Genomic DNA, 23,775 nt, shown 5'->3' with positions numbered 1-23,775 from the left:
AGGCGGCAATTCATGCAGCCGCCACCACGGTGTGTCCACCTCACTGATACTTTTTTGACGTTTTTGTGGTCAAGGCGATACGTTTGCGAGTACGCGGGAGAGATCAGGGCCCGCTTGCGAGACGGTGACGACGCAAACGATGTCGTCGGCAGCGAGAGCTGGCCGCTCGATTTCGGCTCCGTCACAGTGATAATATGCAAAGGGAGCGGATCGGCATGACAAGGACGTTCACCTACTCCGGCAGCCCTGCGCATATTGTCTTCGGCAATGGCGCGTCGTCCGAGGTGGGCACCTGGATCGAAAAACTCGGCTGCAATCGCGCGCTGGTGCTGTCGACGCCGCATCGGGCTGCCGACGGCGAGGCGCTTGCCGAATCCCTCGGCGCGCTGGCGGCCGGCACCTTTTCGGGCGCCGCCATGCACACGCCGGTCGAGGTAACCCAAACGGCAATGGCCAAGGCGACCGAGGTCAACGCTGACTGCGTTGTCGCGCTTGGCGGCGGCTCGACCACCGGTCTCGGCAAGGCGATCGCCTGGCGCACCGACCTGCCGCAGATCGTCATCCCGACCACCTATGCCGGCTCGGAGGTGACGCCGATCCTCGGTCAGACCGAGAACGGCGAAAAAACCACAATGCGTGACGCAAGGATCCTGCCGGAAGTGGTGATCTACGATCCAGAGCTGACCGTCGGCCTGCCGATAGCGATGAGCGTCGCGTCAGGACTCAACGCCATGGCGCACTCGGCCGAAGCGCTTTACGCGCAGGATCGCAATCCGATTTCCACCCTGATGGCGAAAGAAGGATTGCGCGCCATGAAGACTGCGCTGCCGGTGTTGACCAAGGAGCCTGGAAACATCGATGCACGCGGCGATGCGCTTTACGGCGCCTGGCTGTGCGGTACGGTGCTCGGCGCCGTCGGCATGGCGCTGCATCACAAGATCTGTCACACGCTCGGCGGCTCTTTCGACATGCCGCATGCCGAGACGCATGCGGTGATGTTGCCGCACACGATCGGCTTCAACGCCGCCGCGGTGCCCGACTTGTTGAAGCCGGTCGCCGACTTGTTTGGCAGCAGCGCCGGTAGCGGTCTCCAGGATTTCGCCAAGGCGGTCGGCGCGCCCCTTACATTGAAAGAACTCGGCCTCATGCAGGCCGATCTCGACCGCGCCGCTGAGATTGCGACCAGGAACCCATACTGGAATCCGCGGCCTTTCGACCGCGCCGCAATCCGCGCCCTGTTGCAGGACGCGTGGGAGGGAAGGCGTCCGCAAAACTGACTGCAACAAGCAAGGAACTTACCCGCCGCGAATTCATCAGGAAGACCGCCATGAGTGGCTCCGCCTGATCGGCGCAGGCCGCTCACGCTTTTGTGCGCGTGAAAAACTGCGCGGCTCGAAAAGCCCATTGACATCAACCGTATTTTCGAAGCAAACGTTATATTGTTACTGTTATACAGTTACACAGCCCGCCTCTCCGGCGACATACCTTTCAGACTGCAAGGAGACCACGGATGCGTCGCATTCCCTTTCTCGCCGCGCTGCTCGTCGCGGTGCCGCTTTTGACCGGCACGGCTGCCCGCGCCGAAGACAAGCTGACCATCGTGGCGGCCGAGAATTTCTATGGCGACCTTGCCCGCCAGATCGGCGGCAGCAACGTCGCCGTCACCAGCATCCTGGCCAATCCCGATGACGATCCGCATCTGTTCGAGACCAGCCCGTCGACGGCGCGCACCATCGCCGACGCCAAGATCGTCATCTACAACGGCGCCGACTACGATCCGTGGATGGACAAGCTGCTGTCGGCCTCGACAGCCAAGGATCGCACGACCATCGTCGCCGCCGACCTGATCGGCAAGAAGTCGGGCGACAACCCGCATCTGTGGTACGACCCGGCGACGCTGCCGGCCATCGCCAAGGCGCTGAGCGCCGATCTTGCCAAACGCGATCCGGCCAATGCAGCGCATTACGAGGCCAATCTCAAGGCATTCCAGACCTCGCTCGAGGCCATTGACAAGGAAATCGCCGACGTCAAGAACACCTATGGCGGCACCGAGGTGACGGCTACCGAGCCGGTCTTCGGCTACATGGCGGAAGCGCTCGGCCTGAAAATGCTGAACTACGATTTCCAGGTGGCTTTGATGAACGATGCGGAGCCGAGCGCCACGCAGGTGGCGGCGTTCGAAAACAGCCTGAAGGACGGCTCGGCCAAGATCTTGTTCTACAATTCGCAGGTGACCGACGAGGCAACGACAAGGCTGCTCGACATCGCCAGGCAGAATAAGGTCACTGTCATCGGCGTCACCGAGACGGAACCGGCGGGCCAGACGATCCAGACCTGGTTCCGCGGCCAGATCGACGCGGTCCAGAAGGCGCTCGCCGCCCGCACACAATGAACGTGACTGCGAATGAATGTGACTAAATGAACGCAATCGAATTCGACAGGGTCACGCTGACCTATGGGGGACGCCGGGTTTTATCCGACGTCTCCTTTTCTCTACCGCAAGGCGCCTTTGTCGGCCTGCTCGGCGCCAATGGCGCCGGCAAGACGACGATGCTGCGCGCCATTCTCGGCCTGATCAAACCGGCCGGCGGCGCCATTTCGGTGCTTGGCAAATCGCCGACGCGCGGCAACGCCGACATCGGCTATATGCCGCAGGCGCGGCGCGCGCTTGGCGATGTCGGCGTCAGCGGCCTCGACTTCGTGCTGAGTGCCGCCGGCGGGCATCGCTGGGGCTGGCCCGTCGCATCGGCTGCCGAGAAGGAGGCGGCGTGGAAGGCTCTTGAAGAGGTGGGCGCCGGCGACCTTGCGCGGCGGCCGCTGGGCGAGCTTTCCGGAGGCGAGCGCCAGCGCATCCTGATCGCGCAATCCTTGATCGGCAATCCGCAACTGCTGCTGCTCGACGAGCCGCTGATCAGCCTCGATGCAGGCCATCAGCGCGCGATCATCGACCTGGTGCATCAGATCGGCGAGCGGCTCGGCATTGCCGTGCTGTTCTGCTCGCACGAGATCAACCCGCTGCTGCGCGCCGTCGACCGCGTGCTCTATCTCGGCAACCGCAAGGCGGCGATCGGTTCCGTCGACGAGGTCATCAGCGGTCCGGTGCTGTCGAAACTCTATGGCACGCATATCAATGTGGTGCGGGTTGCCGGCCGCATCTTCGTCATGGCCGACGATGTCGAACTGGAGAGCGGGGCGCATGTCCACGATCTTTGACTATGAATTCATGCGCAACGCCTTCTATGCCTGCACCATCGTCGGCATCGTTTCGGGCGCGGTCGGCTATTTCCTCGTGCTCCGGGGCCAGACCTTCGCCGGTCATGCGCTCTCCCATGTCGGCTTTCCCGGCGCCACCGGCGCCGGCCTGATCGGGCTGTCGCCGTTTCTCGGCCTCACCGTGTTTACCGTCGCCGCCGGCATCGGCATCGGCCTGCTCGGCGAACGCGCGCATCGCGACGTCGCCATCGGCATCGTTTTGACGCTGTCGCTCGGCTTGGGCTTGCTGTTTCTGCATTTCTACACCGCCTTCGCCTCGCAGGCGACCAACGTGCTGTTCGGCAATGTGCTGGGCATCAGCCTGCGCACCGTTATCGTGCTTGCGGTGCTGGCGGTGGCGATCCTTGTCGCGCTTTTGCTGATCGCGCGGCCGCTGCTGTTCGCCAGCCTGCAGCCGGAACTCGCCGAAGCGCGCGGCGTGCCGCTCACTCTTGTCTCGACCCTGTTCATGGTGCTGGTCGCCGTCGCCACGTCCGAGGCGGTGCAGATCGTCGGCGTGCTGCTCGTCTTCGCGCTGATGGTGGCGCCTGCAGCCACCGCGCTCAGGCTTACCAGCGGCGTCGGAGCCGGCGTGCTGACGTCCATCGCGCTTGCCGTGATCATCGCCTGGATCAGCCTGACGCTCGCCTTCCTGACCGACTGGCCGACGAGCTTCTGGATCACGGCGCTGGGCGCGGCGGCCTATGTCGTCAGCGGCATGGTCCGGCGCCCGTCGGTCCGAGAGACTCAGAGCGCCGACGCCGGCCCCTGAGGCTTGCCCTCCGGCGGGTCGATCGAGCCGGCTGGAGTGCAAAACTGACGTGAGGGAAATACACCCAAAAAAAGTCAGGTTTACAAACCGGCTCCTGAAACGTTTCAGCCGCGAAAGACAAATTCATCCAATCGCCTAGATCGCGACCTCTGTCGCGCCAAAGGGCCGCTCCGGAGCGGCCGGAACACCCGGAAAGCCGCCATTTCAAGCGCATTTTGTAGCGGCGAATGGCGTCCGCGCGGCCGGTTGGAAGCTGGCCGGGAGGTGCAAAGGCGACCCCCCGCGGCCATTGCGGGCGGCGTTGACAGACCGCGGTGCTGCATGCGTATAGCAAGCCATGGGTCACGCCATGGCCGTGGCGGTTGAGACGGGGCTGGGGGGTTTCGTAACAACAGCATTGACGGCCCGGCGCCGGACGGGCGGCATGCACTCTCGAAGTGCGCCGCTCGCTCTTGGCTGACGCGCCGGCGACCCGGCAGCAGTCCTGGCCTGCGTTATCTCGACCAGGCTCCGCAGAACGCCATCGTCTCAGCTTTTCGATCCGCATCGGTTCGAAGCGAACGAGGTGACGCCCTCTTAACCGATATTCGCTTCGCTACGTCCCCCTCCCCCTGCTGGGCGAGGGGGACGCTGGCGATGAACCGCGCCGGTCGATGTGTATCGGCACCGATCAGGAACTGCCGACGACGCGATCAAGCAAGCCTGACGACGAGCCGATCAGGCGACCCTGGCGACGTCGATCAAGCAAGCTTGACGACGAAGTGCTTGGTTACCGGCTCGATGATCTGCCAGGTGCCCTTGAAATCGGCTTCGACCACGAACGCATCGCCCGGACCGACCTCGACCGGCGTGCCGCCATCGGGCGTGATGATGATGCGGCCGGCGATCATGTGCACGAACTCATAGTCGGTGTAGGTGGCGTGATAAGTGCCGGGCGAGGCCCGCCAGGTGCCCGACAGCACCTTGCCGTCGGCGGTGGTGTGCTGCACGGCGGTCTGCATGGTCGGCCGGCCCGCGACAACGATCCAGCCCGGCAAGTCGCCGCCCTCGGCATGCTCGACGGCGCCGAATTTGAGAATGGTGGTGTTGGTCATGAAGGGCTCCGTTTGAATTGCATGGCTGCCGGTTGGATAGCCGATGCGTGTGACGGGGGCAACGCAAGGGCCGACCCCGGATGTCGGAGATTTGGCGAAGGAGGCGGTGGCCGCGCGTGGAGCGCCTGCCTTCACTTGCAGGATTGGGCCGAGTCCGGTCGAACCGACCCCCTCTGGCCTGCCGGCCATCTCCCCCTCAAGGGGGGAGATCAGCGGCGTCGCCTCCTCCAATGTTGCACTGCGTTAGATTTGTTGCATTGCGATATCGACCCATAGGGCGGAGTCTTGGTCCGACTGTCAACGGTTGCAGCGACGTGTCCCGTTGGGCGCAAAGCTGCCGCACGTATGATCCCGGCGCGATCGTTACTCGCCGAGGCGGGGTCATGCACCAGCACGAGGTGGCAAATCGTGTCAGCATCGTTCCGGCCCGATATCGAAGGACTGCGTGCCTTGGCGGTGGCAGGCGTGATCGCCTTTCATTTCGGCTTCACCGGCCTGCCCGGCGGCTTCACCGGCGTCGACATCTTCTTCGTCATCTCGGGCTATCTGATCACAAAACACCTGCTTGCCGAAATCACCGAGACCGGGCGGCTCAACCTGTGGCGCTTCTATGCCAGGCGCGCTCGGCGGCTGTTGCCGGCGTCGCTGTTCGTCATCCTCGCCACACTGGTGGCCGGCGCCTTCATCCTGTCGCCGGAGGAACAATCGCTCTATTCCAAAGGCGCCATGTTCGCCTCGGCCTACATGATCAATCTGTGGCTGATCCGCTGGTCGTTCGATTATTTCGCCGCCGATGCGGCCAGCAACCCGTTTGTCCATTTCTGGTCGCTGTCGGTGGAGGAGCAGTTCTATGTCGCCTGGCCGGCGCTGCTTGTGCTGGCGGCATGGCTGCGCCCCGGCAAGCGCGGCGCGATCCTGGTGATCGGCATTGCCGGCCTCGTCTCATTCGCCGTCTGCGCGTGGCTCACCACGGTCTCGCAGCCCTGGGCCTTCTATTTCTCGCCGCTACGCGCCTGGGAGTTCGCCGCCGGCGGGCTGGCCAGCATGGTGCCGCAGCAAGTCTGGCAAAACCGCCCGCGGCTCGCCACGCCGCTGGCGTGGCTCGGCCTGGCGCTGATTGCCAGCGCCTATCTTTCCTTCAGCGACGAAACGCCCTTCCCGGGTTTCCTCGCCCTAGTGCCGGTGGCCGGCACCGTGCTGTTGCTGCTGGCAGGAGCGGCGCACGCGCAGCAGGAGAGCGCTAAGAAAAGCCCGATCGAGGCACTGGCGCTGCCGCCCCTGCAATGGATCGGCAAGCTCTCCTACTCGCTCTATCTCTGGCACTGGCCGGTGATCGTCTATGCCACGATGCTGACGCCGGAACTTTCGCCGCTGCAGCGGCTCGGCTGCTTGGCGCTGACGCTGGCGCTGTCGGGGTTCACCTATCATGTCATCGAAAACCCGATCCGCCGCAATGGCTGGCTGATGGCCAGTGCGGCGCGGGCGCTGGTGCCGGCCGTCCTCCTGACCGGCACCGGCGTCGCAGCCGCCTACGCCAATGCCAGGCTTGCCGTCCACGATCTGGACCCTGAGCAGCGCAGCATTGCCGCCAGCGCCGCGCAGCCGTCCACGGCGCGCGCGGCCGGCTGTATTCTCTCCTTTGAGACGGTGACGCCGAAGGCCTGCGTGTTCGGCAACAAGGACGCCGGACGCTCGATTGCGCTGTTCGGCGATTCGCATGCCGACCACTGGTCGACGCCGCTGATCGAGGCGGCGGCCAAGAACAATTATCGCCTCGTCACCTATCTCAAATCGTCCTGCCGTGCCTCGCGGGTGACGACCTGGAACTGGCGGCTGAAGCGCGACTACACCGAATGCGACCAGTGGCGGGAGCAATCGGTCAAGGACATTATCGCGTTGCACCCGCACATGGTGGTGATCTCGGAATTCTCGATCGGCAATGTGATGAAGGAATCACCCGAGGAACTGAAGCACGCCGATTGGAACGAGGAGTGGAAGGCCGGCCTGCGCTGGACGCTGGCGGCATTCAGCCGGGCCGGGATCAAGGTCGCGGTAATCCGGGACGTTCCCTACAATGGAAGCTATGCCGACAAATGCGTGGCGCGGGCGCTGTGGCGCGGGCAGGTGCCTGAAGTCTGCGACACGCCGAGGGACGCGGCGGCGAACGACGACATCGCCGCGGCCGAGCGCGACGTCGTGCGCAGCGTGCCCGGCGCCACCTATGTCGACCTGACCAGCCAGTTCTGCGACGCCCAAACCTGCCACGTTTTCATCAACGGCCAACTCGCCTTCCGCGACCGGCACCACCTGGCGACGCCATTTGCTGAATCACTGGAGCCGGTCTTGGAGAAGGCGGTGTTTTAGGGGGCGGCGAGGTAGGGGGACCTGACGGCTGACCGCTCAGTTGATGGGAGCTATGCCACAAACACATCCTCTCGATGGTGAGCGAGGTAAGCCTGCTGCGGCGGGGTGAAGGTGCTAGTGCGCCAGACGGCGGGGGCTTCGGCAAAGCCGAAACTCTGCATCACCAATTGCTCGAAACCGAGCCGCCGCAAATCAGTCTTGTCGACGCGCTGGGATATGAGGACCTGCCCGCTATCTTCAAAACTGATGAAGCCACGGTCAAAGAGGTGGTCGGCATCAGGCGTGAGGAGCAGCCCGTTCATGCCGTCCAAGCGCTCCTGCGCGGAAGCGCATAGGCGCCAAGGCTTGATGTGGCTTGCAATCAGCAACGAGGGATTGGTGACCCCTGTGAGTCGGCACGAGCGCTCCATGGCTTCGACATTGGAACGAAATTTACCTTGGCCGCGACGAGCTTGAATGACGCTCGTCTTTACAGTGTCCTCGAGTTGGAGGTCATCTCGGATACGGCGCTCAACGACGTCCTCTAAAATTTCATTGACGACTTCGAAAGTGAGACTGTTTGCGCCACCACGCCTCAGAGCTTCGCGGTCGAAAGCTGTACCCGCGACAATGGTGTGAAACACCTCTTGCGATACGCTCGCGAGATAGGCGTTTTGACGGCCTGATCCGGAGTTTGGGTCGATGGGCGAGTATCGGGGAGGCAGAAGCGGACCCAATTCGCCAATTATGTCCGACGGGCGCACCGTCGGCAGGAGCGGCGCCCAATACACCGGGAGAAGCCAACCTTCCTCGTTCCAATTGGCTCCAGTGTTCTTGAACTCCGGTGGTTTCGGTGCTGTGAATGCAAACTCCGCTACCCGACCAATATAGCGCACGGCTTGACCGAAAAAAGACAACACGAGGTCACCAGGTGTCGCCCGACGCATATTTTTGTAGAACTCGCTGCGTGCCCCATTCTTCTGAGTTTTGGGCGACCAGAGATATTGCCCGTCGATCTCTTGGCGGGCGGTCTGACTGTGATTTACCCACCAGAATTGCGACATCGTTTTGGTTTTAATAGTTGCCGTCGGCTGGATAAGCTCTATTCGAGACCTGTCTCGCCTTCAAGCAGGGAGCCGACCTTATTGCCAGGTGCGACAGGCGGCGTAACTGCATCTTTCGGCGAGACACCAAGAAGAGCGTAGGGCGACGATAGTCGCCGCCCCCACCCCGCTTGCAAATCGCCCCCCAAATGCCATCTACATCACAGGCGCACCGCCGGTGCGCGGCATCCACGGAGCATTCACTTGACGCAGCGAAGCGGCAGTGCGGATTTGCCGCTGCATGGCGGGCGGGTTCCGAAATGGCTGGGCGATCGCATGACGCGGCTGGGCGCTGTGCTGTGCGAGGCGATCATCCATCACTATGGCCGCGACGAGCTGTTGCGGCGGCTGGCGCATCCGTTCTGGTTCCAGTCTTTCGGCGCCGTCATGGGCATGGACTGGCACTCCTCGGGCATCACCACCTCGGTCGTCGGCGCGCTGAAGCGCGGGCTGAACCCGATGTCGCGCGAGCTCGGCATCCATGTCTGCGGCGGGCGCGGCGCGCATTCGCGCAAGACGCCGCAGGAGCTGACCGCGATCGGCGAACGCGTCGGCATCGATGGCGCGGCACTCGCCACCGCCAGCCGCCTGGTCGCCAAAGTGGACAGTGCGGCCGTGCAGGACGGCTTCGACCTCTATCTGCACGGCTTCATCGTCACCGACGACAGCCGCTGGGTGGTGGTGCAGCAAGGCATGAACGGCGACAGCCGCCAGGCGCGGCGCTATCACTGGCTGTCGGAAGGGCTGACAAGCTTCGTCGACCAGCCGCATGCGGCGATCGAGGGCGAGCGGCAGGGCGAGATCGTCAACCTGACCGACCATCGCGCCGCGCCGTCACGTAGCGGCCAGATCGACCTGTTGAAGACCATGAGCCCGGAACGGATCCTCGACGAGCTTGCCGTGCTGGAGCCGCCGCCGAAAGCAGCGCCTGCGAAACCGGCGGCGCAGCCGATGCTGCCCAATCTGGTGATGCCGGCGCATCACGACGTGCGCGAGAGCGACATCGTCATGCACCGGCTGCACGGCAACATTTCCGCCGCCATCGAAAGCGGGCCGGCCGACTTTCCCGAGCTGCTGCTGGTGCCCGGCGTCGGCGCGCGCACGGTGCGGGCGCTGGCCATGGTGGCGGAAGTGGTGCATGGCGCGCCCTGCCGCTTCTCCGATCCGGCGCGCTTCTCGCTCGCCCATGGCGGCAAGGACCGCCACCCCTTCCCGGTGCCGCTGAAAGTCTATGACGAGACGATCGCGGTGCTGAAATCGGCCGTCGGCAAGGCCAAGCTCGGCCGCGAGGAAGAGCTCGGCGCGCTGCAGCGGCTGGATGGCGAAGCGCGGCGGCTGGAGCGCTACGTCACCGGGCCAAGCCTTAAGGAGATCGTCGCCGGCGAGTTCGACCAGTCGCATCTGCTTGGAGGGCGCAGTGTGTTCGGGTGGGAGGGGGCGGCGGAAAGCGACGACGGTTCAGACAGGGGCCGCCAGTAGCTGCCTGTCCATCATGCAGAGATAGTGCGCGGCCCATAGAAACACGTGCTCGGCTTGTTTTGATAATGCTTGCAAAGACCCATTTCTCAAGTGATGCTCTGCCAGGCGAGGCTCGGCATGAAGACATTCGCATGGACGTTGGTTTTCGTGCTGCTGGCGATTGGCGGCGCGATCGCCCAAACGACGCCTGAGCCTGCCATACTGGCATATACACCGCCGATGCACTTCGTCGTTGTACGCAACAGCACGCCAGGATGCGAGCCGACATGCCCGGAATGGATTTCGGCGGAAGGTCACATCGTGGCCGGCACGCCAGCTTTGCTGAAGGCTTTGCTGAAAAAACTCGGCCCCCGCAAATTGCCTTTGGCGTTGAATTCCCCGGGCGGCGAGACCGATGCGGCGATGGCGCTTGGCCATATGATCCGCGCCAGCGGGCTCGACACGATGGTTGGCAAGACGGAGTTCTCCGAATGCGCGCCAGACACAAAAGCCTGCGGGCCGGGCGACCTCCGCTTCGGCGTCGCCAACCCCGTCGGCGCAGTCTGTTCGTCAGCTTGTACGATGGTTCTTGCGGGCGGCGTACGGCGCCTGGCAGACAGCCGCGCCTTTGTCGGCATTCACCGGATCATGCTGCCGGCCGCCAAGAAAATCCACGGCAAGAAGACCATCGTCCTCGTTCCGATACCCAAATGGTATGAACGCAAGGTCGACAGCTATTTCACCGAGATGAAAGCAGGTTCGTGGATCGTATCGGCCATGCAAAAAATACCCGACGACAGCATACGATACCTCGTGACATACGAACTTTTGGACCTGAATCTGATAACCGAAACCGGTCACGGCGACACGCGCACCTCCATCGATATCTGCAAGACCACGCCGCCGGCGGGCAACTGCCGAACGGTCAGGCAATAGGAATAGCGGGCCACGTAGGTCGTCGAAGCGCCTGTTTCTCAACAGCAACCCTTCACTTTACGCTGCGCCCTTCAACAGGTCTTCCGGCCGGCCCTCGATGAGCGCAGCAATATAGCTTTCCAGGCTGGTCGTGCCGCGCTCCGGGTTTTCCGGCTGCATCGGCTTGTCCAGCGTGGCCCCGGTCATGCGGGCATAGGACTCGGCCGCCGCTTTGGAGAAGCCTAGTTTTTCGTAGGTTTCTGTCCAGCGCTCCCGCGGCACCGTGACCACGCGCACGTTTTTGCGCAACGCCGCACTGAAGGCTGCGGCGACATCGGCGGCGGAGTAGCGCCGAGGACCCTCGATATAGTGCGTGCCGGTCTTGTCCGCCGGCTCCAGCAGACGTCTCGCCGCAGCCTCGCCGAGATCCTGCGGCGCCACCATCGGCAGCTCGAAATCCGCCGGGAAGAAGGAGGTGATGACGCCGTCGCGCCGCGCCGTCTCCAGGGCCTGATCCCAGTTGCTCATGTAATAGGCGGCGCGGTTGATGCTTGCCGGAATGGCCTGGGCCTTCAGCTTCTGCTCGAGGCCGTAAAGGACGGTGAGATCGCCGACACCCTCGCCGGCCTGCGCGCCATAGGTCGATTCCGCTACCACTTTTTCGAGGCCGGACCCCTCCAGTGCCGTCGCAATGGCGCCAACCGTCTTGCGCTCCTCGGCGTCGGTGTCGGTCGATGGATCGGCCGGCGGGTTGAGCAGAAACGCCCGCTTGCCGCGCCGCAAGACTTCACGCAGCGCCTCGACATCGAGCACATCGGCAACCGCGGCCTCCGCGCCCTGTTCAACCAACCATGCGGCCTTCGACTCGTCGCGCGTCACCACCGTGACATCCTCGCCCTGCCGCAACAGCGCCATTGCCGCCGCCGAGCCGACATGGCCGGTACCTCCAAGAATGACATGCATGGTCTCGTCCTTCCCTTGCTGATTCATGCCGGATTAATGGCTGGGGCGGCGAAGGGTTCAAAAATCGGGGGACGATGCTGACAGGAGGTGACGCTGACTTTCCTCGCAATGCACGGCGCAGGGGTCGTTCGCATCTTGCAAAATTATGGAACGAGGTCGTGTCCAGCGAGTTATATTAGCGCAACCTTGAATAGGAGGCAGCTATGAGAAAGCTCCTGCTTGCTTCGGCTATCGCTATCACTGCGGCGGCGGCGATGATCGCTCCGGCGAATGCCGGCGGGCGCGTCGTGATCGGCATCGGCAACGGCTACTATGACGATGACTACAATGACAGCTATGGCGACTATTACGATCGCTACGCTCCTCGCCCTTACTACCAGTATAATGCCTACGATAACGGCTTCAGGTACCACAGGTATCACAGGCACCATCGCCATTGCCGCATAGAGTTGGTCAAGCATTGGCGCCATCATCACAGGATCGTCGAGGAAATTCGCGTTTGCGAACGGTGATCCGATAGGGTGAAACCGGTTCGGCCGGCATCTGCCGGCCGGCCGCTTCACTACGCGGCTGCCGGCCTTATCGCGGCTTCCGCATCATCATCCCGTAATCAACGGCCAAAAGGTCGAGCCCGACCTTCAACAGCTTCACCACCACATCTCGTCCCTCGCCGGTGCGTTCGGCGAGCGCCTTCACCGACTGGCCTTCGAGGCAGATTTTGCGAACCACCTCCGCCACTTCCCAGTGGGCCATGGCGGCGATGGCATGGGTGTGGGCGCGGCCGGCGTTGAGCACGCGGTCGGGGATGCCGCCATTGATGCGGCCGCCGTCAATGCGCTCTTCCCACGGCATCGGCCGCAGCCCGTCACGCGAGGCGCGCTCGAAATCGTCGCGAAACCGCTGGCCGGCCTCACGCTGCTGGCGGGTCAGTGAGGTGATGCCGACCAGCGGATCGACATTGCGCACCCGCACGATGCCGCCGGTCGCGGTGTAGCCGTCATTGGAGACCTCGTAGACGCGCCGCGCCTCTTCGGTGCCGACGCTCAACCGCTTGCGGCCGAAGCGATCGTCCTTCAGCGCGAAATCATGGCCGATCTCGCGGCGGATGCGCACCTGCTCGGCTTCGCCTGTGGGGAGTTTTGGTGGCTGCCGTTTCTGCGCGGTGTTTTTGCTCATCGGGGGATCCTTGTGGGATTGGGTTGTTGAGCCGGAAGGTTGGCGTTCCTTCGCGCCCCCCTCTGCCCTGCCGGGCATCTCCCCCACGAGGGGGGAGATTGGCAGTTTCGGCGGCTGCGCCTCTGCAACGTTGGCAATTGGGGAAATCGGCGGCGATATCCGATCGCCCCCCTCGTGGGGGTTGAGGAGTGGTCCGCGAAGCGGACGGAAAGCCAATTGCTTGGCTTTCCGAGCGACGAACGTCCGGCAGGACAGAGGGGGGCGCTGTCCCGCCGGCTTTCCATCATTGGTGGGGTCGTCCGGAGGCGAGGAACGGAGCCCAGCCGCTCACACCACCTCGCTCACCGGTCGGTGGAAGCGCGCCTGGTGGTATTCGCAGTAGCTTTTCAGCGCCCTTGTGCGCAGGCCGCAGCACAGCATCTCGAGCCCCGGCCGACTGCCGGGAGCATCGTTGTCGGGGTCTTCCTCCAGCGTCAGGTCGAGCGGCGCGCGGCAGCGGTCGAACAGGCAGTCGATGAAGCGCATGGCGGCGACATGCGGCTGGCGCCGGAGCGAGGCAGGGCGCGGCGCCGGCACATTGAAGCGGTAGATTTCGCCGTCCACCACCAGCCGTCCTTCGGCCGGGGTGGAGCGCGCCGGACGGGCTGGCAACAAAGGCCTGGCCGGCGTGTGTCTGGCTTGCCTGGCGACCGGTGTGGCCGGTGCGGCCTGCTTCGAAACTGCAGGCCACCTTACCGGCTTGCTCGGCTGAACCGGCAGAATCCCGGCCGTGTTCTCGTTGGCTGCAGTCTTCCCCGTCGCATTCTTCCTCGGTCGGCCGCCGGACCTGCCGCCTCTAGGGTTGGCGAAGCCGATGGTCTTCAACGCGCTGTTGCGGTGGACGATGCCGATGATGGCATTGCGCGAGACCGGGCTGCCGCGCAGCGCCGTGAAGCGGACGGCGATCCCTGTGGCCGACAGGCCATCCCTCAGCCAGACGGCGATCTCCTGCAATTCGGTGTCGGAATAGGCAGTCATGTCGGTATCCATTGATTGCGCGCGCAAAGACCGAGCGCCGGCCCCGAGGGCCCACGGGAAAAATCAGAGCGGATGGTCGGTGCGGTCAGCCGATACTGACGGCCGGCAGCGAGCCGGCGAGATGCCGCAAGGCGGCTTCGGCGGCAGCTTTGGTGATGGCGGAAACTGCCCTGCCCGTCAGCCGGTCGAACAGGATGACGGTGCCGTCTTCCGTGCGGATGCAGGAAAGGCCCTGCCCGCCGGAAACAGCCCTTGGCGCACCGGCGGCGCCATGGGCTGAAGAGGTGGCCGGAGCCGGGAGAGGAGCGGCTCCGGCCGTTCCGGTCGATCGGGGGGACGACGGTTCGACCGGATCCGGGGCAGAAGCCCCGGTTTGCGTCCGGACCGGGGAGGAGGACAGCCCGGACGATGGGAGAAAGCTGAGGATGTCTGCGGAAACGCTTGCGATTTGTTCGATCATGCGCTAAGCGTACGATATGTACGAAACGTACGCAAGCGAAATCGTACATATTGGACGATAAATTTCAGGCAATTTGTACGATGCAGGAACCGAGGCACAGATTGCAGCAGGCGCGGGCGGAGGCGGGCTATGCCTCGCCGAGCGACGCTGCGCGGGCATTGCGCGACATCAACAAGAACACGCTGATCAGTCACGAGAACGGTAACCGGCCGCTGTCGCGCAAGGCGGCGGAGAAATACGGCCGCCTGTTCGGCGTCGATCCCGGCTGGCTCTTGTTCAACGGTGACGGCGGCAGCCTTGCGGGGGGCCATTTCGGCTTTGACGAGTCGGGCCGGCAGATCCCGATGCCGTCGCTGGCCACCGTCGATGTGCCCATCGTCTCGTGGATCAGCGCCGGCGAACTCGGCAGCCAGGATACGGTGGTCAATCTCAGCGACTATCCGACCATCCCCACCACCGATCTGGAGCAGGGCCAATGGATTGCGCTGCGCGTCGACGGCCCGTCGATGAACAAGATCTCGCCACCGGATTCGATCATCTTCGTCAACCTCAGGGACAAGCGGCTGGTGACCAATGGCTGCTATGTCATTTCGGACGAAAGCGGCCAGGCCACCTACAAGCGCTATCGCCCCAACGAGAACCCGCCCTTCCAGCCGGCCTCCTACATGGACATCCCGCCGCCGGCGCTCGAAGGCGCCATCACCATCATCGGCCGGGTGAAGCGCTCGATGATCGATATGTGAGGGAGAAGGCGGTGAGGCGCAATCTCCCGCCTCGAGGGGGAGATGGCCGGCAGGCCAGAGGGGGTCGCCGCGCGTAAGGCGCTGACGTCCTCTGTCCGCGATAGGAAGTCGCGTCAGGACGTACCGACCCCCTCTGTCGCCTTCGGCGACATCTCCCCCTCGAGGGGGGAGATTACGCTCCCAAAAACTCGTTCGTAAAATACCCCCCGAAATCCGGCTTCTCCTTCAGAGCCTTGCCATCGCCATCGAGCAATATGCCGGCCCTGAAGAGGTAGGTACCGATCGCCTCGATCTTGGCCCTGTCGATGGTGCCGATGACGCCGTCCTGGCTGCGCAAGAAATGCCCGTCGACGAGCATCTTCAGCGAAGCGTGGATCAGCGCCGGGTCGGTCAGCGCATCCTTGTTGGAAGCCATCAGCAGATCGCCGGCTTCCTGCGGGTGATCGCAGGCAAATTGGTAGCCGCGCCGCGTTGCCTCGACGAAGGCCGATGCGGCCTTCGGGTTTGCCTGGAGATAGGCATTGCTGGAGGCGATCAAGGTAGTGTGCTCGTCGGGCACGCCGTAGTCGGCGTAGCGGAAGCCGCGCTGCCTGACGCCTTTCAGCTCGGCAGCGACGCCTTCCCAGGTCGAGACCTCCAGCGTGAAGTCGACCGAGCCGTTGGCCAGCGCCTCATAGGCCGAGGTGCCTAATGTCACCGTCTCGAAAACGCCCTTGCCGCCATCGTGGCGGATGATGGTCGAGATCAGCGTGTTTTCCCAGGCGCTGCCGAAGCCGCCATAGGTCAGACCGTCGAGATTCCTGGGACTCTTGATCTCGCCGCGATCCGCGTTGAAGACCAACCGGCCGGTCTCCTGCTGGACCACGGCGTAGACCGCCTTGAGATCGGCGCCGGCAGCCCGCTGGGTGAACAGGCCGACGCCGGCAATGCCGAAATCGGCGATGCGGTTGGCGACCAGCGTGCCGGCGCCGGTATCGCCATAGGGCAGGATCTCAACATCGAGCCCAGCCTCGTGGTAGAACCCTTTGTCGCGGGCAACGAACAGGCCGACATGGTTGGTGTTGACCGTCCAGTCGAGCGCGACGGTGATTTTTTGCGCAGCCGCATGAGCGCGCGAGGCAAGCGGCAGTCCGGCAGCCAGCGTCAGCAGCAAAGCCTGCCGGCGTGTGAATTCGGTCATGAAAAACTCCTTTGAGCGGTCTGCGGGAACGAGGGCCGGTCAGTCCCGGGATTGAGCAGCGTGTCGAGGATGTCGGCTTCGAGCGCGGCGGCCTGGCGCGCGGCATCGCTGCCGGTGGTGCGCGGGCGCGGCAGCGGCACGGCAATCTCGCCGATGATGCGGGCCGGCCGCGCCGACATCAGATAGATTCGATCGGAGAGGTAGACGGCTTCGCGCACGTCATGGGTGATCAGCAGCGCGGTCCAGCGGTGGCGCTGCCACATGCCTTCCAGCCAGCGCTGCATACCCGCGCGGGTCAGTGCATCCAGCGCGCCAAAGGGCTCGTCGAGCAGCAGCATGTCGCGCTGCTGCACCACGGTGCGCAAAAGCGCCGCGCGCTGGCGCATGCCGCCGGAAAGTTTCGCCGGCCAGGCGCGCTCAAAGCCGGCAAGGCCGAACTCGGCAAACAGCGGCGCGACGCGTTCGCGCGCCGCCTTGCGGCCAAGACCCTGCACTTCCAGCCCCAGCGTCACATTGTCGATGACGCGCCGCCACGGCATCAGCGCGTCGCGCTGCGGCATGAAGGCGAAGGGGCTGCCCTGCAATGGCGCGCCGTCGAAGCGCATGTCGCCCTCGCCTTTCAGCGCGCCGGTCAGCAACTGGAACAGCGTCGACTTGCCGGCGCCGGAAGGGCCGAGGATGGAGACGAACTCGCCGGCCGCGACATGAAGCGAAATGCCGGCGAGCACCTCAAGCGCGCCGAAGTTCTTCCTGATGTCCCGGAGTTCGAGCCGCGTCATTGACGGTTCTCTTCTGCAGCTTCAACCTTGCCGTCGCGGCTTTCGCTCCCTGCATTCTCCCAAGGCATGGCGAAGCGCTGGACGAGCACCGCAATGGCGAACAAGACAAGCGTGAGCGCGGCGCTGACGGCGACCGCGGCGAGCACCAGATCGGGCCGAAAGTTGTTCTTGGCATTGAGCATGTAGATGCCCAGCCCCTTCGCCGCCCCCGCATATTCGGCGAAGATCGCGCCGACGACGGCGTAGGTGATGGAGATGCGCAGCCCGGCGAAGAAATAGGGCAGCGCCGAAGGCAGGCGCGCCAGCCAGAAGATGCGCCAGCGCCCTGCCCCCATGGTGGCGAGCATCTGCGAAATCGCCTTGCTGGTCGCGGCAAAACCCTCGACCAGCGCCACCATCATCGGGAAGAAGGTAACGAGCGCCACAAGCAGGATTTTTGGCATCAGCCCGAAGCCGAACCACAGTACGATGAGCGGCGCGATCGCGACCAGCGGCAAGGTCTGGCTGACGATCAGCAGCGGAAACAGCGCGCGGCGCAGCGGGGCCAAGAAATCGACCAGCGCCGAAAGCACGAAGGCAGCGACCAACGAGCAGGCGAAGCCTGCTGATGTGGCGCGGATGGTGGGCAGCGTGTTGTCGGCAAGGGCAGCGCGATGCTCCCAGGCCTGCTGCAGCACGCGCGACGGCGCCGGCAGCATGGTGGGCGCAGCGCCACCATAGCGGGCGTAGAGCTCCCACGCCGCGAGGAGCAGGGCGGAGGCGCAGGCGGCGGGGATGGTCTTGGCGATGGCTGCGGCTAATCTCCCCCCTCGAGGGGGAGATGTCGCCGAAGGCGACAGAGGGGGTCGTCTCGCATAGAGCGCCCACGCCTTGCCGATGCGAAAAGGACGTCGGCGCTCCACGCGCTGGGACCCCCTCTGGCCTGCCGGCCATCTCCTGCTCGAGGGGGGAGATTCGTGGGCATCGCGGTCTTCGCCAATCGCCAATGGCTCCCCTCCTCTCTGTGCTGAGGGGTCAGAGGCATCTCCTCCACGCAATGGGTCAGATAAACCAGCCACGGCAATATCCTCAAGGAACGACGCTTGAGCCGCGGCTCAGACGGCGCTCGGGCTGTTCGCCGAGATCGTGATGTCGAGGGTGACGTGGCCGGCGCCGGGGCCGAAGCGGCAGAAGGCCTCGTTGAGCGTGGCAAACACCGCACCGGCATCGCCACGCAATTTGGTGCAGAAGTTCTTTGAGCGCTCAAAGACGCCGGACTGTTTCAGGAAATCGATGCAGCCGTAGATCTCGTCCATATGGTCGCCCGTGCCCATAACGTAGAGCGAGAACTGCGCCGCCACCGGCTGGCCGGTCGACGGCGTGGCCTGGACAGCGCGGATCGCGGCGATCTTGCGCTCGTCCAGCGGAATGGCGGGGCCGCCGGTCTCGTCGGAGCGGCAGATCGGATCGTCGGGCTCGCCCGGACAGCCGCGCGAGACCGCCGCCGAAAGCACGCAGTGCTTGCCGCTTTTGGCCGCCGCGACGAACAGGTCGCGCATGGCGGGAAACAGCACCTCGGGCGGCCCGACCATAAGGGTCGAGATGTCATCGGTTTCGATCCGCAGCCGGTCGCGCCAGGGATCGAGCGCGCCGAGCGCGCCGAGGATGACGCCGACGAAATCGTCGGTCATGGGATAAAGGGAAATCTGTGCGCCTGAAAACATCGCCCGCCTCGCTCCGCTGGTATTATCCAGATCAGCTTTAGGGTCCGAAGGCTTGCCGCCCTCATCTCAGCCCCGACGATACGGAGCACCCCTGTGGATGGGCGGGTTAAAGCACCGTTCGCGGCATTGGGGAAGCCGTTTGTTGAGGCACTGCGGGAAAGTGTTTTGGGCCAGACGTGCCGGGCGCCCGGGCGTTAACAGACGACTCGTCAGTTCGTTGCGTTATCGTCCCAACCGTACGAAATTGGCTTGACGCTCATTCGTACATAAAGTACGATATCTCTTTTCGCAGAGAGGAATGTCCTTGAACACAGCGAACCATGTTGCCTTCGCCGATCTCTCTCAGCCTTTGCTGTCACCCCCGTCGTTGCCGCCGCCTTTGTTGCCGCCGCCTTTATTGCCGCCCCCCTTTGTTGCCCTTGTCATTCGATCAGTGTGAACGCCTCGCCGGGGCCTGGCGAATGGCCAGCCAGGACATCGCCGACGACATCCGCTTCATCCGCCAATATCTGAAAGTCGTTGCCGAGAAGGACGAGAGGCTGTCGACCGGCACCCTTGTTCACAGCCGCGCCTATGTCGAGGCCTGCGCCGGCTGGCTGCCACAGACCGTGACGCGCTATCTGCGCCACCTGCGCCAGATCACCGAATGCGAACTGGCCATGACAGCTGCCGGGATTCGCTTTGCGCTGTCGAGTTATGCCTGAGAGGCATGAGGGGCGGCTGTCGCCAAACACAAGGAATTGCGCTGCCCGTCGCAGGCGCAATTCGTCAGGTTGAGAGGCTCGGGCGCGCCTGAACGGCGGGCGCCAAGGATGGCCCGGCCAGCGAATTCCGGCCTTGCTTTATTTCGACTGGCCTTATTTCTGGCCTTATTTCGATTTGGCTTTGCCGGACTTTGCGGCGGCAGGCTTCGCTGCCTTTGGCTTGGCGGCTGCCTTGGCGGGCTTGGCGTCAGCTTTCTTCACCGCCTTTTTGGGCTTGGCGACCGCGCCATCGACTTCAGCCGTGGCCTGCTCCCAGTGTTCCTGATGCGCGCCTTCAGGCCGGCCGGCCTTTTCCCAGATCTCGTGCGCGCGCTGGCGAATGCGGTCCTGTTTGTCGTCCGTCACTTAAGCCTCCGTGGTTGGGTCCGGTCGGTTGGTCCAGATTCCACGAAAACATTAGCCGAAAATTCGGCCGGCGTCTTGAGTGACGAGACATCTCAGCGCGGGTCGGAAATCACCGCAACGCCGAGCAGCGCCGCTTTCTTGACGATCAGCCCCGCGAGGTCGGCATCCGAACGATCGGTGCCGGTGCGCTCCCGCAGGAGCGCGATCGCTTCCTTCATCGATAACAGCGCCGTGTTGCGCTCGGCCAGCAACTTGTCGCAACACGCCGCAACATTGGCGGAGTTCGGGGTCTCGACATGCGGCAACATGGCAATTCTCCTTTCATCATGTTCGTCATTCGGCCCTGCCGCCCTTTTGGGAAGAACGACAGGGCCGTATCACCGATGAATGGTTAGGTTGTCGAGCGTTACTCGACCACCTCGACAATCCTGCGCGTGCTGGGGTCGACCAACACGGTATGGTTGTCGACGACGGCGTATCTGTACTGAACGTCGGGAACCTCCTGCAGCTCGACAGTGTCAGGCAAGGCAGTGCCGACATTCAATTCGACGCCGAGCAGATTGACCGAGGCAAGCGGATGTTTCTTTACGTACTGGTGCACGACCGTGCGCTGTTCCGGGGTGATGATCACCTGCTGCTGTGCCGGCTGCGTGACGATCACCTCGTCGGCGGCGGCAATGCCGATACCAGCGATCATGGCGAGCCCGGCGACGGCGGGAATAAGGATGGTTTTCATCTTCGTCTCCTGTCGTTGTTGGCGAGCTCCGCCGTGTTCCCGCATGAGGCGAAAACAGCGCAGATCGAGGTGGCGGGCTCCTGGAGGCAAACGCAGCCGGTACGGTCTTGTTCCGCAAGCGGAGACTAAATTGATGGGCTTCCCGGTCATGCCAGCAGAACCCGCACCCGCAAGATTCGCATTGAAGCACAATCCCTCAGGAGACCTTCGACATGGATGATGCACGGCTCCAATTCCGGTGGCGATTGCGGCCGGCGCCGGCATTGATCCGGTGACCGCGTCGCCCGGCCAAGATCGGAACCGACCGCCTTCGTGCCACGCCGTGAAGTTTCAAGCAAAGGTCATTGCTTCGGCGGCTGCGCAGGCACCTCGCCAGGCTTGATCACCGGCGTCTTGCCCTGATCCGGCGGCGGCTGCGTCATACCCTGGTCACCACTGGGCGGCGGCTGCAGCACGCCGCCGCAGGGACCGAGCGTGCTGGTCGATTCGCCGCCGCCATTGGCGACCGGCGGCTTCTGACCATCGTCCTGAGGCTGCGCCTGGCAAGGCGCGGCAGGGCCGTGCTGGTCGCTATTGTCCTGCGCGGCCGCCGGGTCGGCCAGCGCCAAGAGCAGCACGCATGGGATGAGGGGGAAAGTCTTCATGGTCCAGCTCCTCTGGATTCATCTCCTTGGCAAAGCAGACTAGTCCTTGGCAAAGCAGACTGGCGGCAATTGGTTCCACGGAGATGGAGTGGTTGCCGGAACCTGACAGCCGGAAGTGAGTTCCACCTTCTCGACGCTAAGCCGCCCAGAGGAGGCAATCATGGAAGAACGAAACAGAAAACCCAATGACGAGGTCGAGGCGCCACCGAGCAAAAACGATGCCCGCGACAGGATCGCCAATGACGACGTGGAAGCGCCGACGCCGCGCCGGCTGGATTGGGATGCGCTGCGTGGCGCAACGGTCCTGCCCAACGGAGCAGATGAGGAAAGCCTGCCGGACACCACCGGAGTCGAGAAGGAAGGCGAACTGCCCGAGGAGGATGACGACAACCCCTACCAGGACAGTGACGATGCCTTGCCCGACGACGCCGAGGAAGCCGCCATTGGTCACCACCTGGCAAGGCGCGGCGGCCCGTTCGACGAGGTGTAAGGGCAGCGACCGCGGACTTTCGAGAGTTTCCCGGGACGTCCACGCCGTCACCAGTTGGACCAAGGATGAGCTGAAGGCGATGCCGGAGCATCGCGATTGATATTTCGAAGGATCCGGCTGGTCGGATCCTTCGTTTAAGGCGCCTTGGCGGTTTGGTTAAATTTAGCCCTTGTGGTCAAGGACTGGACGTGGACGGCGACACACCTTCGACAGCCGCGAGGCAGCCGAGAGCACGAACGCGAAGTCCAATGTTCCAAGCGCCGTTGAGGCCGCTCGCCTGAAATCTTCAAAGTGCGCAAGAGATTGTCCGCCGCAGGCGGTGCGCACACGCTCCAGTATCGCAGACGACCGGCGTAACGGCCCATCGACCGCCGGCACTTAGTGCCGACGGGCGCATGGCTTCAATTCGACCCGGGATCGCCGAGCGCCTCGGTGACGAAGGACGCCGCGATCAGGTCGTCGGCGTCGAGGCGTAGGGAGCCTTCGACACCTCCCATGATGGCTGCGACCTTCTGGAAGGTCTGCATCTCGTGTTCAGTAACGCTGGCGTCTCGCATCCTGGCTTTCAGATCGGCGATGCGTCGGCCCAGTGAGGCCGACGTTCCGATTTCTCTGTTCGACATGGTGTCCTGCTCCTCCCCCAACCCATGCTGTGGACGTACTCAAGGCTGCCTATATATAAGGCAGCGCGAATACAGTCGCCGCAACGCGCGATATCTGGGAAGGTTCCGGCGCCAAATAGTCACGAAATAATACGTGTGGGGCTCAGTTATGGTCGCCCACGCGGCGGTAGACACCGCAAACCAGCGGCTGTCCATCGGGCTGGCCAACCCGCGTCGCGGGTCGCGAACGCGGGTCGGACTTGATCGCTGCGCGCACAGTCAGCGAGAAGCCGGCACCACGCCGGACACCGAGCGCGCCGTTTCGGGCGAAAACACCACGAAAGCAAAAACCAGAACGGCAGCGGCGACGATGAGCGAGCCGCCGGCGACGATCGGTTCAAGCGCCGGGTTTCCCTGCAGCATCACATACAGCGCCGGCAGCATGATCACCAGGCCGAGTGTGTAGAGCCCGTAGTGGATCATGGCGATACGACGCGCCGCCTTTTGCGGATTGAGCGCGTAGTAGCCGCCGAAGATGGCGCTCGTCACCCAACCGAGCAGATTGATATGCGCGTGCGCCGGAAAAGCGGCGTGGTCACCCGAGATCGCCATCTGCAGGCCGGCCGCAATCCCCAACATCAGGAACAAGATGGCAGTTTTGAAAAAGAGTTCTGAAACCCTCGGCATGTCATTTCTCCCCCTATGCGGTCTGCGACCGCTTGCGTCCTGGAGAATACACCCACGCGCAGAAATTTTCCACGCCCGCTTATGGGCCATGCCTGCACAGCTTTTTGCACGCTGTTCGACTTTTCTGGCTGCCACAACCCGGCGCCGCCCCGCTACGGCGTCAGCAAGATGTCGGCGCCCGCTCGCTCGTCGAACACCACCGCGCAGCCGCGCCCCAGCGCCACTGCCGACAGCGCGTTGGCCACCGTCTCGTCCGGCGATACGAAATCACCGGTCAGCACTCGCAACTCCTCCACCGCCCTGGCCATTGACACGCAGTGCCCGGCAACGCGATCGCTCGTGCAGGCGTCAACGACGCTGACGAGGTCGATCATCTCGAACTGGCCCATACCGGCCTCCACAAAAACAGCGTCCCGTCGCGGATATGAACGCTGAGGCGAGAGACAATGTTCCGCAGGTCCGATTGTCCGAACCGGATAGATAGGTAACAGAATGGACCGATAGCATGGGTGACAGTTTTCTTGTCCGCCGGAGGACCGGCGATGGTTT

At 63.7% G+C, this 23,775-nt stretch carries 28 protein-coding genes and 1 riboswitch; of the genes, 11 read left to right on the top strand and 17 right to left on the bottom strand.

All coding sequences use genetic code 11. The features are described from left to right. Positions 1 to 215 precede the first annotated feature (215 nt). The 4 genes from NKI96_RS25805 (at position 216) to NKI96_RS25790 (ending at position 4,024) form a co-directional block, all read left to right on the top strand. Complete coding sequence (locus NKI96_RS25805) at positions 216 to 1,277, top strand: maleylacetate reductase (RefSeq protein ID WP_352463173.1); 1,062 nt, start codon at positions 216 to 218, stop codon at positions 1,275 to 1,277. Positions 1,278 to 1,510: 233 nt separating this feature from the next. Next, entirely contained in the window at positions 1,511 to 2,392 is an 882-nt protein-coding gene (locus tag NKI96_RS25800) for a metal ABC transporter solute-binding protein, Zn/Mn family (protein WP_023754636.1), read from the top strand. 26 nt (positions 2,393 to 2,418) lie between these two features. Continuing rightward, the gene (locus NKI96_RS25795) at positions 2,419 to 3,213 is read left to right on the top strand and encodes a metal ABC transporter ATP-binding protein (protein ID WP_023754637.1); all 795 of its coding nucleotides are present in this window, start codon (positions 2,419 to 2,421) and stop codon (positions 3,211 to 3,213) included. After that, positions 3,197 to 4,024: a metal ABC transporter permease gene (locus NKI96_RS25790; protein WP_023685454.1), complete on the top strand. Its 828-nt coding sequence runs from the start codon at positions 3,197 to 3,199 to the stop codon at positions 4,022 to 4,024. The genes NKI96_RS25795 and NKI96_RS25790 overlap by 17 nt, the downstream gene beginning before the upstream one ends. Before the next feature lie 740 nt (positions 4,025 to 4,764). On the opposite strand, the gene NKI96_RS25785 is transcribed toward NKI96_RS25790, so the two are convergent. After that, positions 4,765 to 5,118 (bottom strand): cupin domain-containing protein, encoded by a 354-nt coding sequence (locus NKI96_RS25785; protein ID WP_023821253.1) that lies wholly within the window; start codon positions 5,116 to 5,118, stop codon positions 4,765 to 4,767. A gap of 408 nt (positions 5,119 to 5,526) precedes the next feature. Here NKI96_RS25785 and NKI96_RS25780 point away from each other — a divergent pair, with 408 nt between their 5' ends. Then, a complete protein-coding gene (locus NKI96_RS25780; RefSeq protein WP_352806856.1) occupies positions 5,527 to 7,482 on the top strand; it encodes an acyltransferase family protein in 1,956 nt (651 codons plus the stop codon). Between the two features lie 50 nt (positions 7,483 to 7,532). Here NKI96_RS25780 and NKI96_RS25775 read toward each other — a convergent pair whose 3' ends face one another. Next, entirely contained in the window at positions 7,533 to 8,525 is a 993-nt protein-coding gene (locus NKI96_RS25775) for an HNH endonuclease (RefSeq protein ID WP_023727021.1), read from the bottom strand. A gap of 243 nt (positions 8,526 to 8,768) precedes the next feature. Between NKI96_RS25775 and NKI96_RS25770 the strand changes: the two genes are divergently transcribed. Both NKI96_RS25770 and NKI96_RS25765 read left to right on the top strand, forming a co-directional pair. Beyond that, positions 8,769 to 10,043 carry a DUF763 domain-containing protein gene (locus tag NKI96_RS25770; RefSeq protein ID WP_023689001.1) on the top strand — a complete coding sequence of 425 codons (1,275 nt, stop codon included), beginning with the start codon at positions 8,769 to 8,771 and terminating at the stop codon, positions 10,041 to 10,043. 147 nt (positions 10,044 to 10,190) lie between these two features. Further along, positions 10,191 to 10,958, top strand: coding sequence for a COG3904 family protein (locus NKI96_RS25765; protein ID WP_155923295.1), 768 nt, complete (start codon positions 10,191 to 10,193; stop codon positions 10,956 to 10,958). Between the two features lie 57 nt (positions 10,959 to 11,015). Here NKI96_RS25765 and NKI96_RS25760 read toward each other — a convergent pair whose 3' ends face one another. Continuing rightward, positions 11,016 to 11,900: an NmrA family NAD(P)-binding protein gene (locus tag NKI96_RS25760; RefSeq protein WP_023814870.1), complete on the bottom strand. Its 885-nt coding sequence runs from the start codon at positions 11,898 to 11,900 to the stop codon at positions 11,016 to 11,018. A gap of 203 nt (positions 11,901 to 12,103) precedes the next feature. On the opposite strand from NKI96_RS25760, the gene NKI96_RS25755 reads away from it, so the two are divergent. After that, on the top strand, positions 12,104 to 12,412 hold the full coding sequence (locus NKI96_RS25755) for a hypothetical protein (RefSeq protein WP_023672486.1): 309 nt from the start codon (positions 12,104 to 12,106) through the stop codon (positions 12,410 to 12,412). A 67-nt stretch (positions 12,413 to 12,479) separates the two neighbouring features. Here NKI96_RS25755 and NKI96_RS25750 read toward each other — a convergent pair whose 3' ends face one another. From NKI96_RS25750 to NKI96_RS25740, 3 genes are all read right to left on the bottom strand, one after another. Then, complete coding sequence (locus NKI96_RS25750; RefSeq protein ID WP_352806853.1) at positions 12,480 to 13,076, bottom strand: DUF6456 domain-containing protein; 597 nt, start codon at positions 13,074 to 13,076, stop codon at positions 12,480 to 12,482. 327 nt (positions 13,077 to 13,403) lie between these two features. After that, complete coding sequence (locus tag NKI96_RS25745; RefSeq protein WP_352806851.1) at positions 13,404 to 14,093, bottom strand: GcrA cell cycle regulator; 690 nt, start codon at positions 14,091 to 14,093, stop codon at positions 13,404 to 13,406. An 85-nt stretch (positions 14,094 to 14,178) separates the two neighbouring features. Beyond that, positions 14,179 to 14,553 (bottom strand): hypothetical protein, encoded by a 375-nt coding sequence (locus tag NKI96_RS25740; protein ID WP_023831085.1) that lies wholly within the window; start codon positions 14,551 to 14,553, stop codon positions 14,179 to 14,181. An 80-nt stretch (positions 14,554 to 14,633) separates the two neighbouring features. Between NKI96_RS25740 and NKI96_RS25735 the strand changes: the two genes are divergently transcribed. Further along, positions 14,634 to 15,296: a LexA family transcriptional regulator gene (locus NKI96_RS25735; RefSeq protein WP_023727016.1), complete on the top strand. Its 663-nt coding sequence runs from the start codon at positions 14,634 to 14,636 to the stop codon at positions 15,294 to 15,296. 172 nt (positions 15,297 to 15,468) lie between these two features. On the opposite strand, the gene NKI96_RS25730 is transcribed toward NKI96_RS25735, so the two are convergent. The 4 genes from NKI96_RS25730 to NKI96_RS25715 all read right to left on the bottom strand — a co-directional run bounded on the left by NKI96_RS25730 (position 15,469) and on the right by NKI96_RS25715 (position 18,958). Then, the gene (locus NKI96_RS25730) at positions 15,469 to 16,476 is read right to left on the bottom strand and encodes an ABC transporter substrate-binding protein (protein ID WP_352710043.1); all 1,008 of its coding nucleotides are present in this window, start codon (positions 16,474 to 16,476) and stop codon (positions 15,469 to 15,471) included. Then, positions 16,473 to 17,255, bottom strand: a complete 783-nt coding sequence (locus NKI96_RS25725; RefSeq protein ID WP_352710042.1) for an ABC transporter ATP-binding protein — start codon at positions 17,253 to 17,255, stop codon at positions 16,473 to 16,475. The genes NKI96_RS25730 and NKI96_RS25725 overlap by 4 nt, the downstream gene beginning before the upstream one ends. Continuing rightward, positions 17,252 to 18,094 carry an ABC transporter permease gene (locus NKI96_RS25720; RefSeq protein WP_023689011.1) on the bottom strand — a complete coding sequence of 281 codons (843 nt, stop codon included), beginning with the start codon at positions 18,092 to 18,094 and terminating at the stop codon, positions 17,252 to 17,254. The genes NKI96_RS25725 and NKI96_RS25720 overlap by 4 nt, the downstream gene beginning before the upstream one ends. Before the next feature lie 255 nt (positions 18,095 to 18,349). Further along, entirely contained in the window at positions 18,350 to 18,958 is a 609-nt protein-coding gene (locus NKI96_RS25715) for a YkoF family thiamine/hydroxymethylpyrimidine-binding protein (protein ID WP_023670364.1), read from the bottom strand. Then, positions 18,949 to 19,061, bottom strand: a riboswitch (TPP riboswitch). It overlaps the preceding gene by 10 nt. Positions 19,062 to 19,419: 358 nt before the next feature. Between NKI96_RS25715 and NKI96_RS25710 the strand changes: the two genes are divergently transcribed. Beyond that, a complete protein-coding gene (locus NKI96_RS25710; RefSeq protein WP_023821267.1) occupies positions 19,420 to 19,662 on the top strand; it encodes a hypothetical protein in 243 nt (80 codons plus the stop codon). A 165-nt stretch (positions 19,663 to 19,827) separates the two neighbouring features. On the opposite strand, the gene NKI96_RS25705 is transcribed toward NKI96_RS25710, so the two are convergent. From NKI96_RS25705 to NKI96_RS25690, 4 genes are all read right to left on the bottom strand, one after another. Next, the gene (locus NKI96_RS25705) at positions 19,828 to 20,067 is read right to left on the bottom strand and encodes a DUF2934 domain-containing protein (protein WP_352806847.1); all 240 of its coding nucleotides are present in this window, start codon (positions 20,065 to 20,067) and stop codon (positions 19,828 to 19,830) included. Positions 20,068 to 20,159: 92 nt separating this feature from the next. Beyond that, positions 20,160 to 20,375 carry a hypothetical protein gene (locus NKI96_RS25700; protein ID WP_023670360.1) on the bottom strand — a complete coding sequence of 72 codons (216 nt, stop codon included), beginning with the start codon at positions 20,373 to 20,375 and terminating at the stop codon, positions 20,160 to 20,162. A gap of 98 nt (positions 20,376 to 20,473) precedes the next feature. Then, a complete protein-coding gene (locus NKI96_RS25695) occupies positions 20,474 to 20,803 on the bottom strand; it encodes a DUF1236 domain-containing protein (RefSeq protein WP_023670359.1) in 330 nt (109 codons plus the stop codon). Between the two features lie 341 nt (positions 20,804 to 21,144). Beyond that, positions 21,145 to 21,447: a hypothetical protein gene (locus NKI96_RS25690; protein WP_352806845.1), complete on the bottom strand. Its 303-nt coding sequence runs from the start codon at positions 21,445 to 21,447 to the stop codon at positions 21,145 to 21,147. 160 nt (positions 21,448 to 21,607) lie between these two features. Here NKI96_RS25690 and NKI96_RS25685 point away from each other — a divergent pair, with 160 nt between their 5' ends. Continuing rightward, a complete protein-coding gene (locus tag NKI96_RS25685) occupies positions 21,608 to 21,937 on the top strand; it encodes a hypothetical protein (RefSeq protein WP_352806843.1) in 330 nt (109 codons plus the stop codon). Between the two features lie 401 nt (positions 21,938 to 22,338). Here NKI96_RS25685 and NKI96_RS25680 read toward each other — a convergent pair whose 3' ends face one another. The 3 genes from NKI96_RS25680 to NKI96_RS25670 all read right to left on the bottom strand — a co-directional run bounded on the left by NKI96_RS25680 (position 22,339) and on the right by NKI96_RS25670 (position 23,615). After that, positions 22,339 to 22,560, bottom strand: a complete 222-nt coding sequence (locus tag NKI96_RS25680) for a hypothetical protein (protein ID WP_023670355.1) — start codon at positions 22,558 to 22,560, stop codon at positions 22,339 to 22,341. 258 nt (positions 22,561 to 22,818) lie between these two features. Next, a complete protein-coding gene (locus NKI96_RS25675; protein WP_023684822.1) occupies positions 22,819 to 23,226 on the bottom strand; it encodes a heme-copper oxidase family protein in 408 nt (135 codons plus the stop codon). A gap of 152 nt (positions 23,227 to 23,378) precedes the next feature. Beyond that, positions 23,379 to 23,615 carry a hypothetical protein gene (locus tag NKI96_RS25670; protein ID WP_023689015.1) on the bottom strand — a complete coding sequence of 79 codons (237 nt, stop codon included), beginning with the start codon at positions 23,613 to 23,615 and terminating at the stop codon, positions 23,379 to 23,381. Positions 23,616 to 23,775 lie beyond the last annotated feature (160 nt).

It is taken from the genome of Mesorhizobium sp. M0292 (assembly GCF_040321695.1).
Taxonomy (GTDB): domain Bacteria; phylum Pseudomonadota; class Alphaproteobacteria; order Rhizobiales; family Rhizobiaceae; genus Mesorhizobium.
Note: the sequence above shows the minus strand (reverse complement) of the source record. Positions and strands in the feature narration are given on the sequence as shown.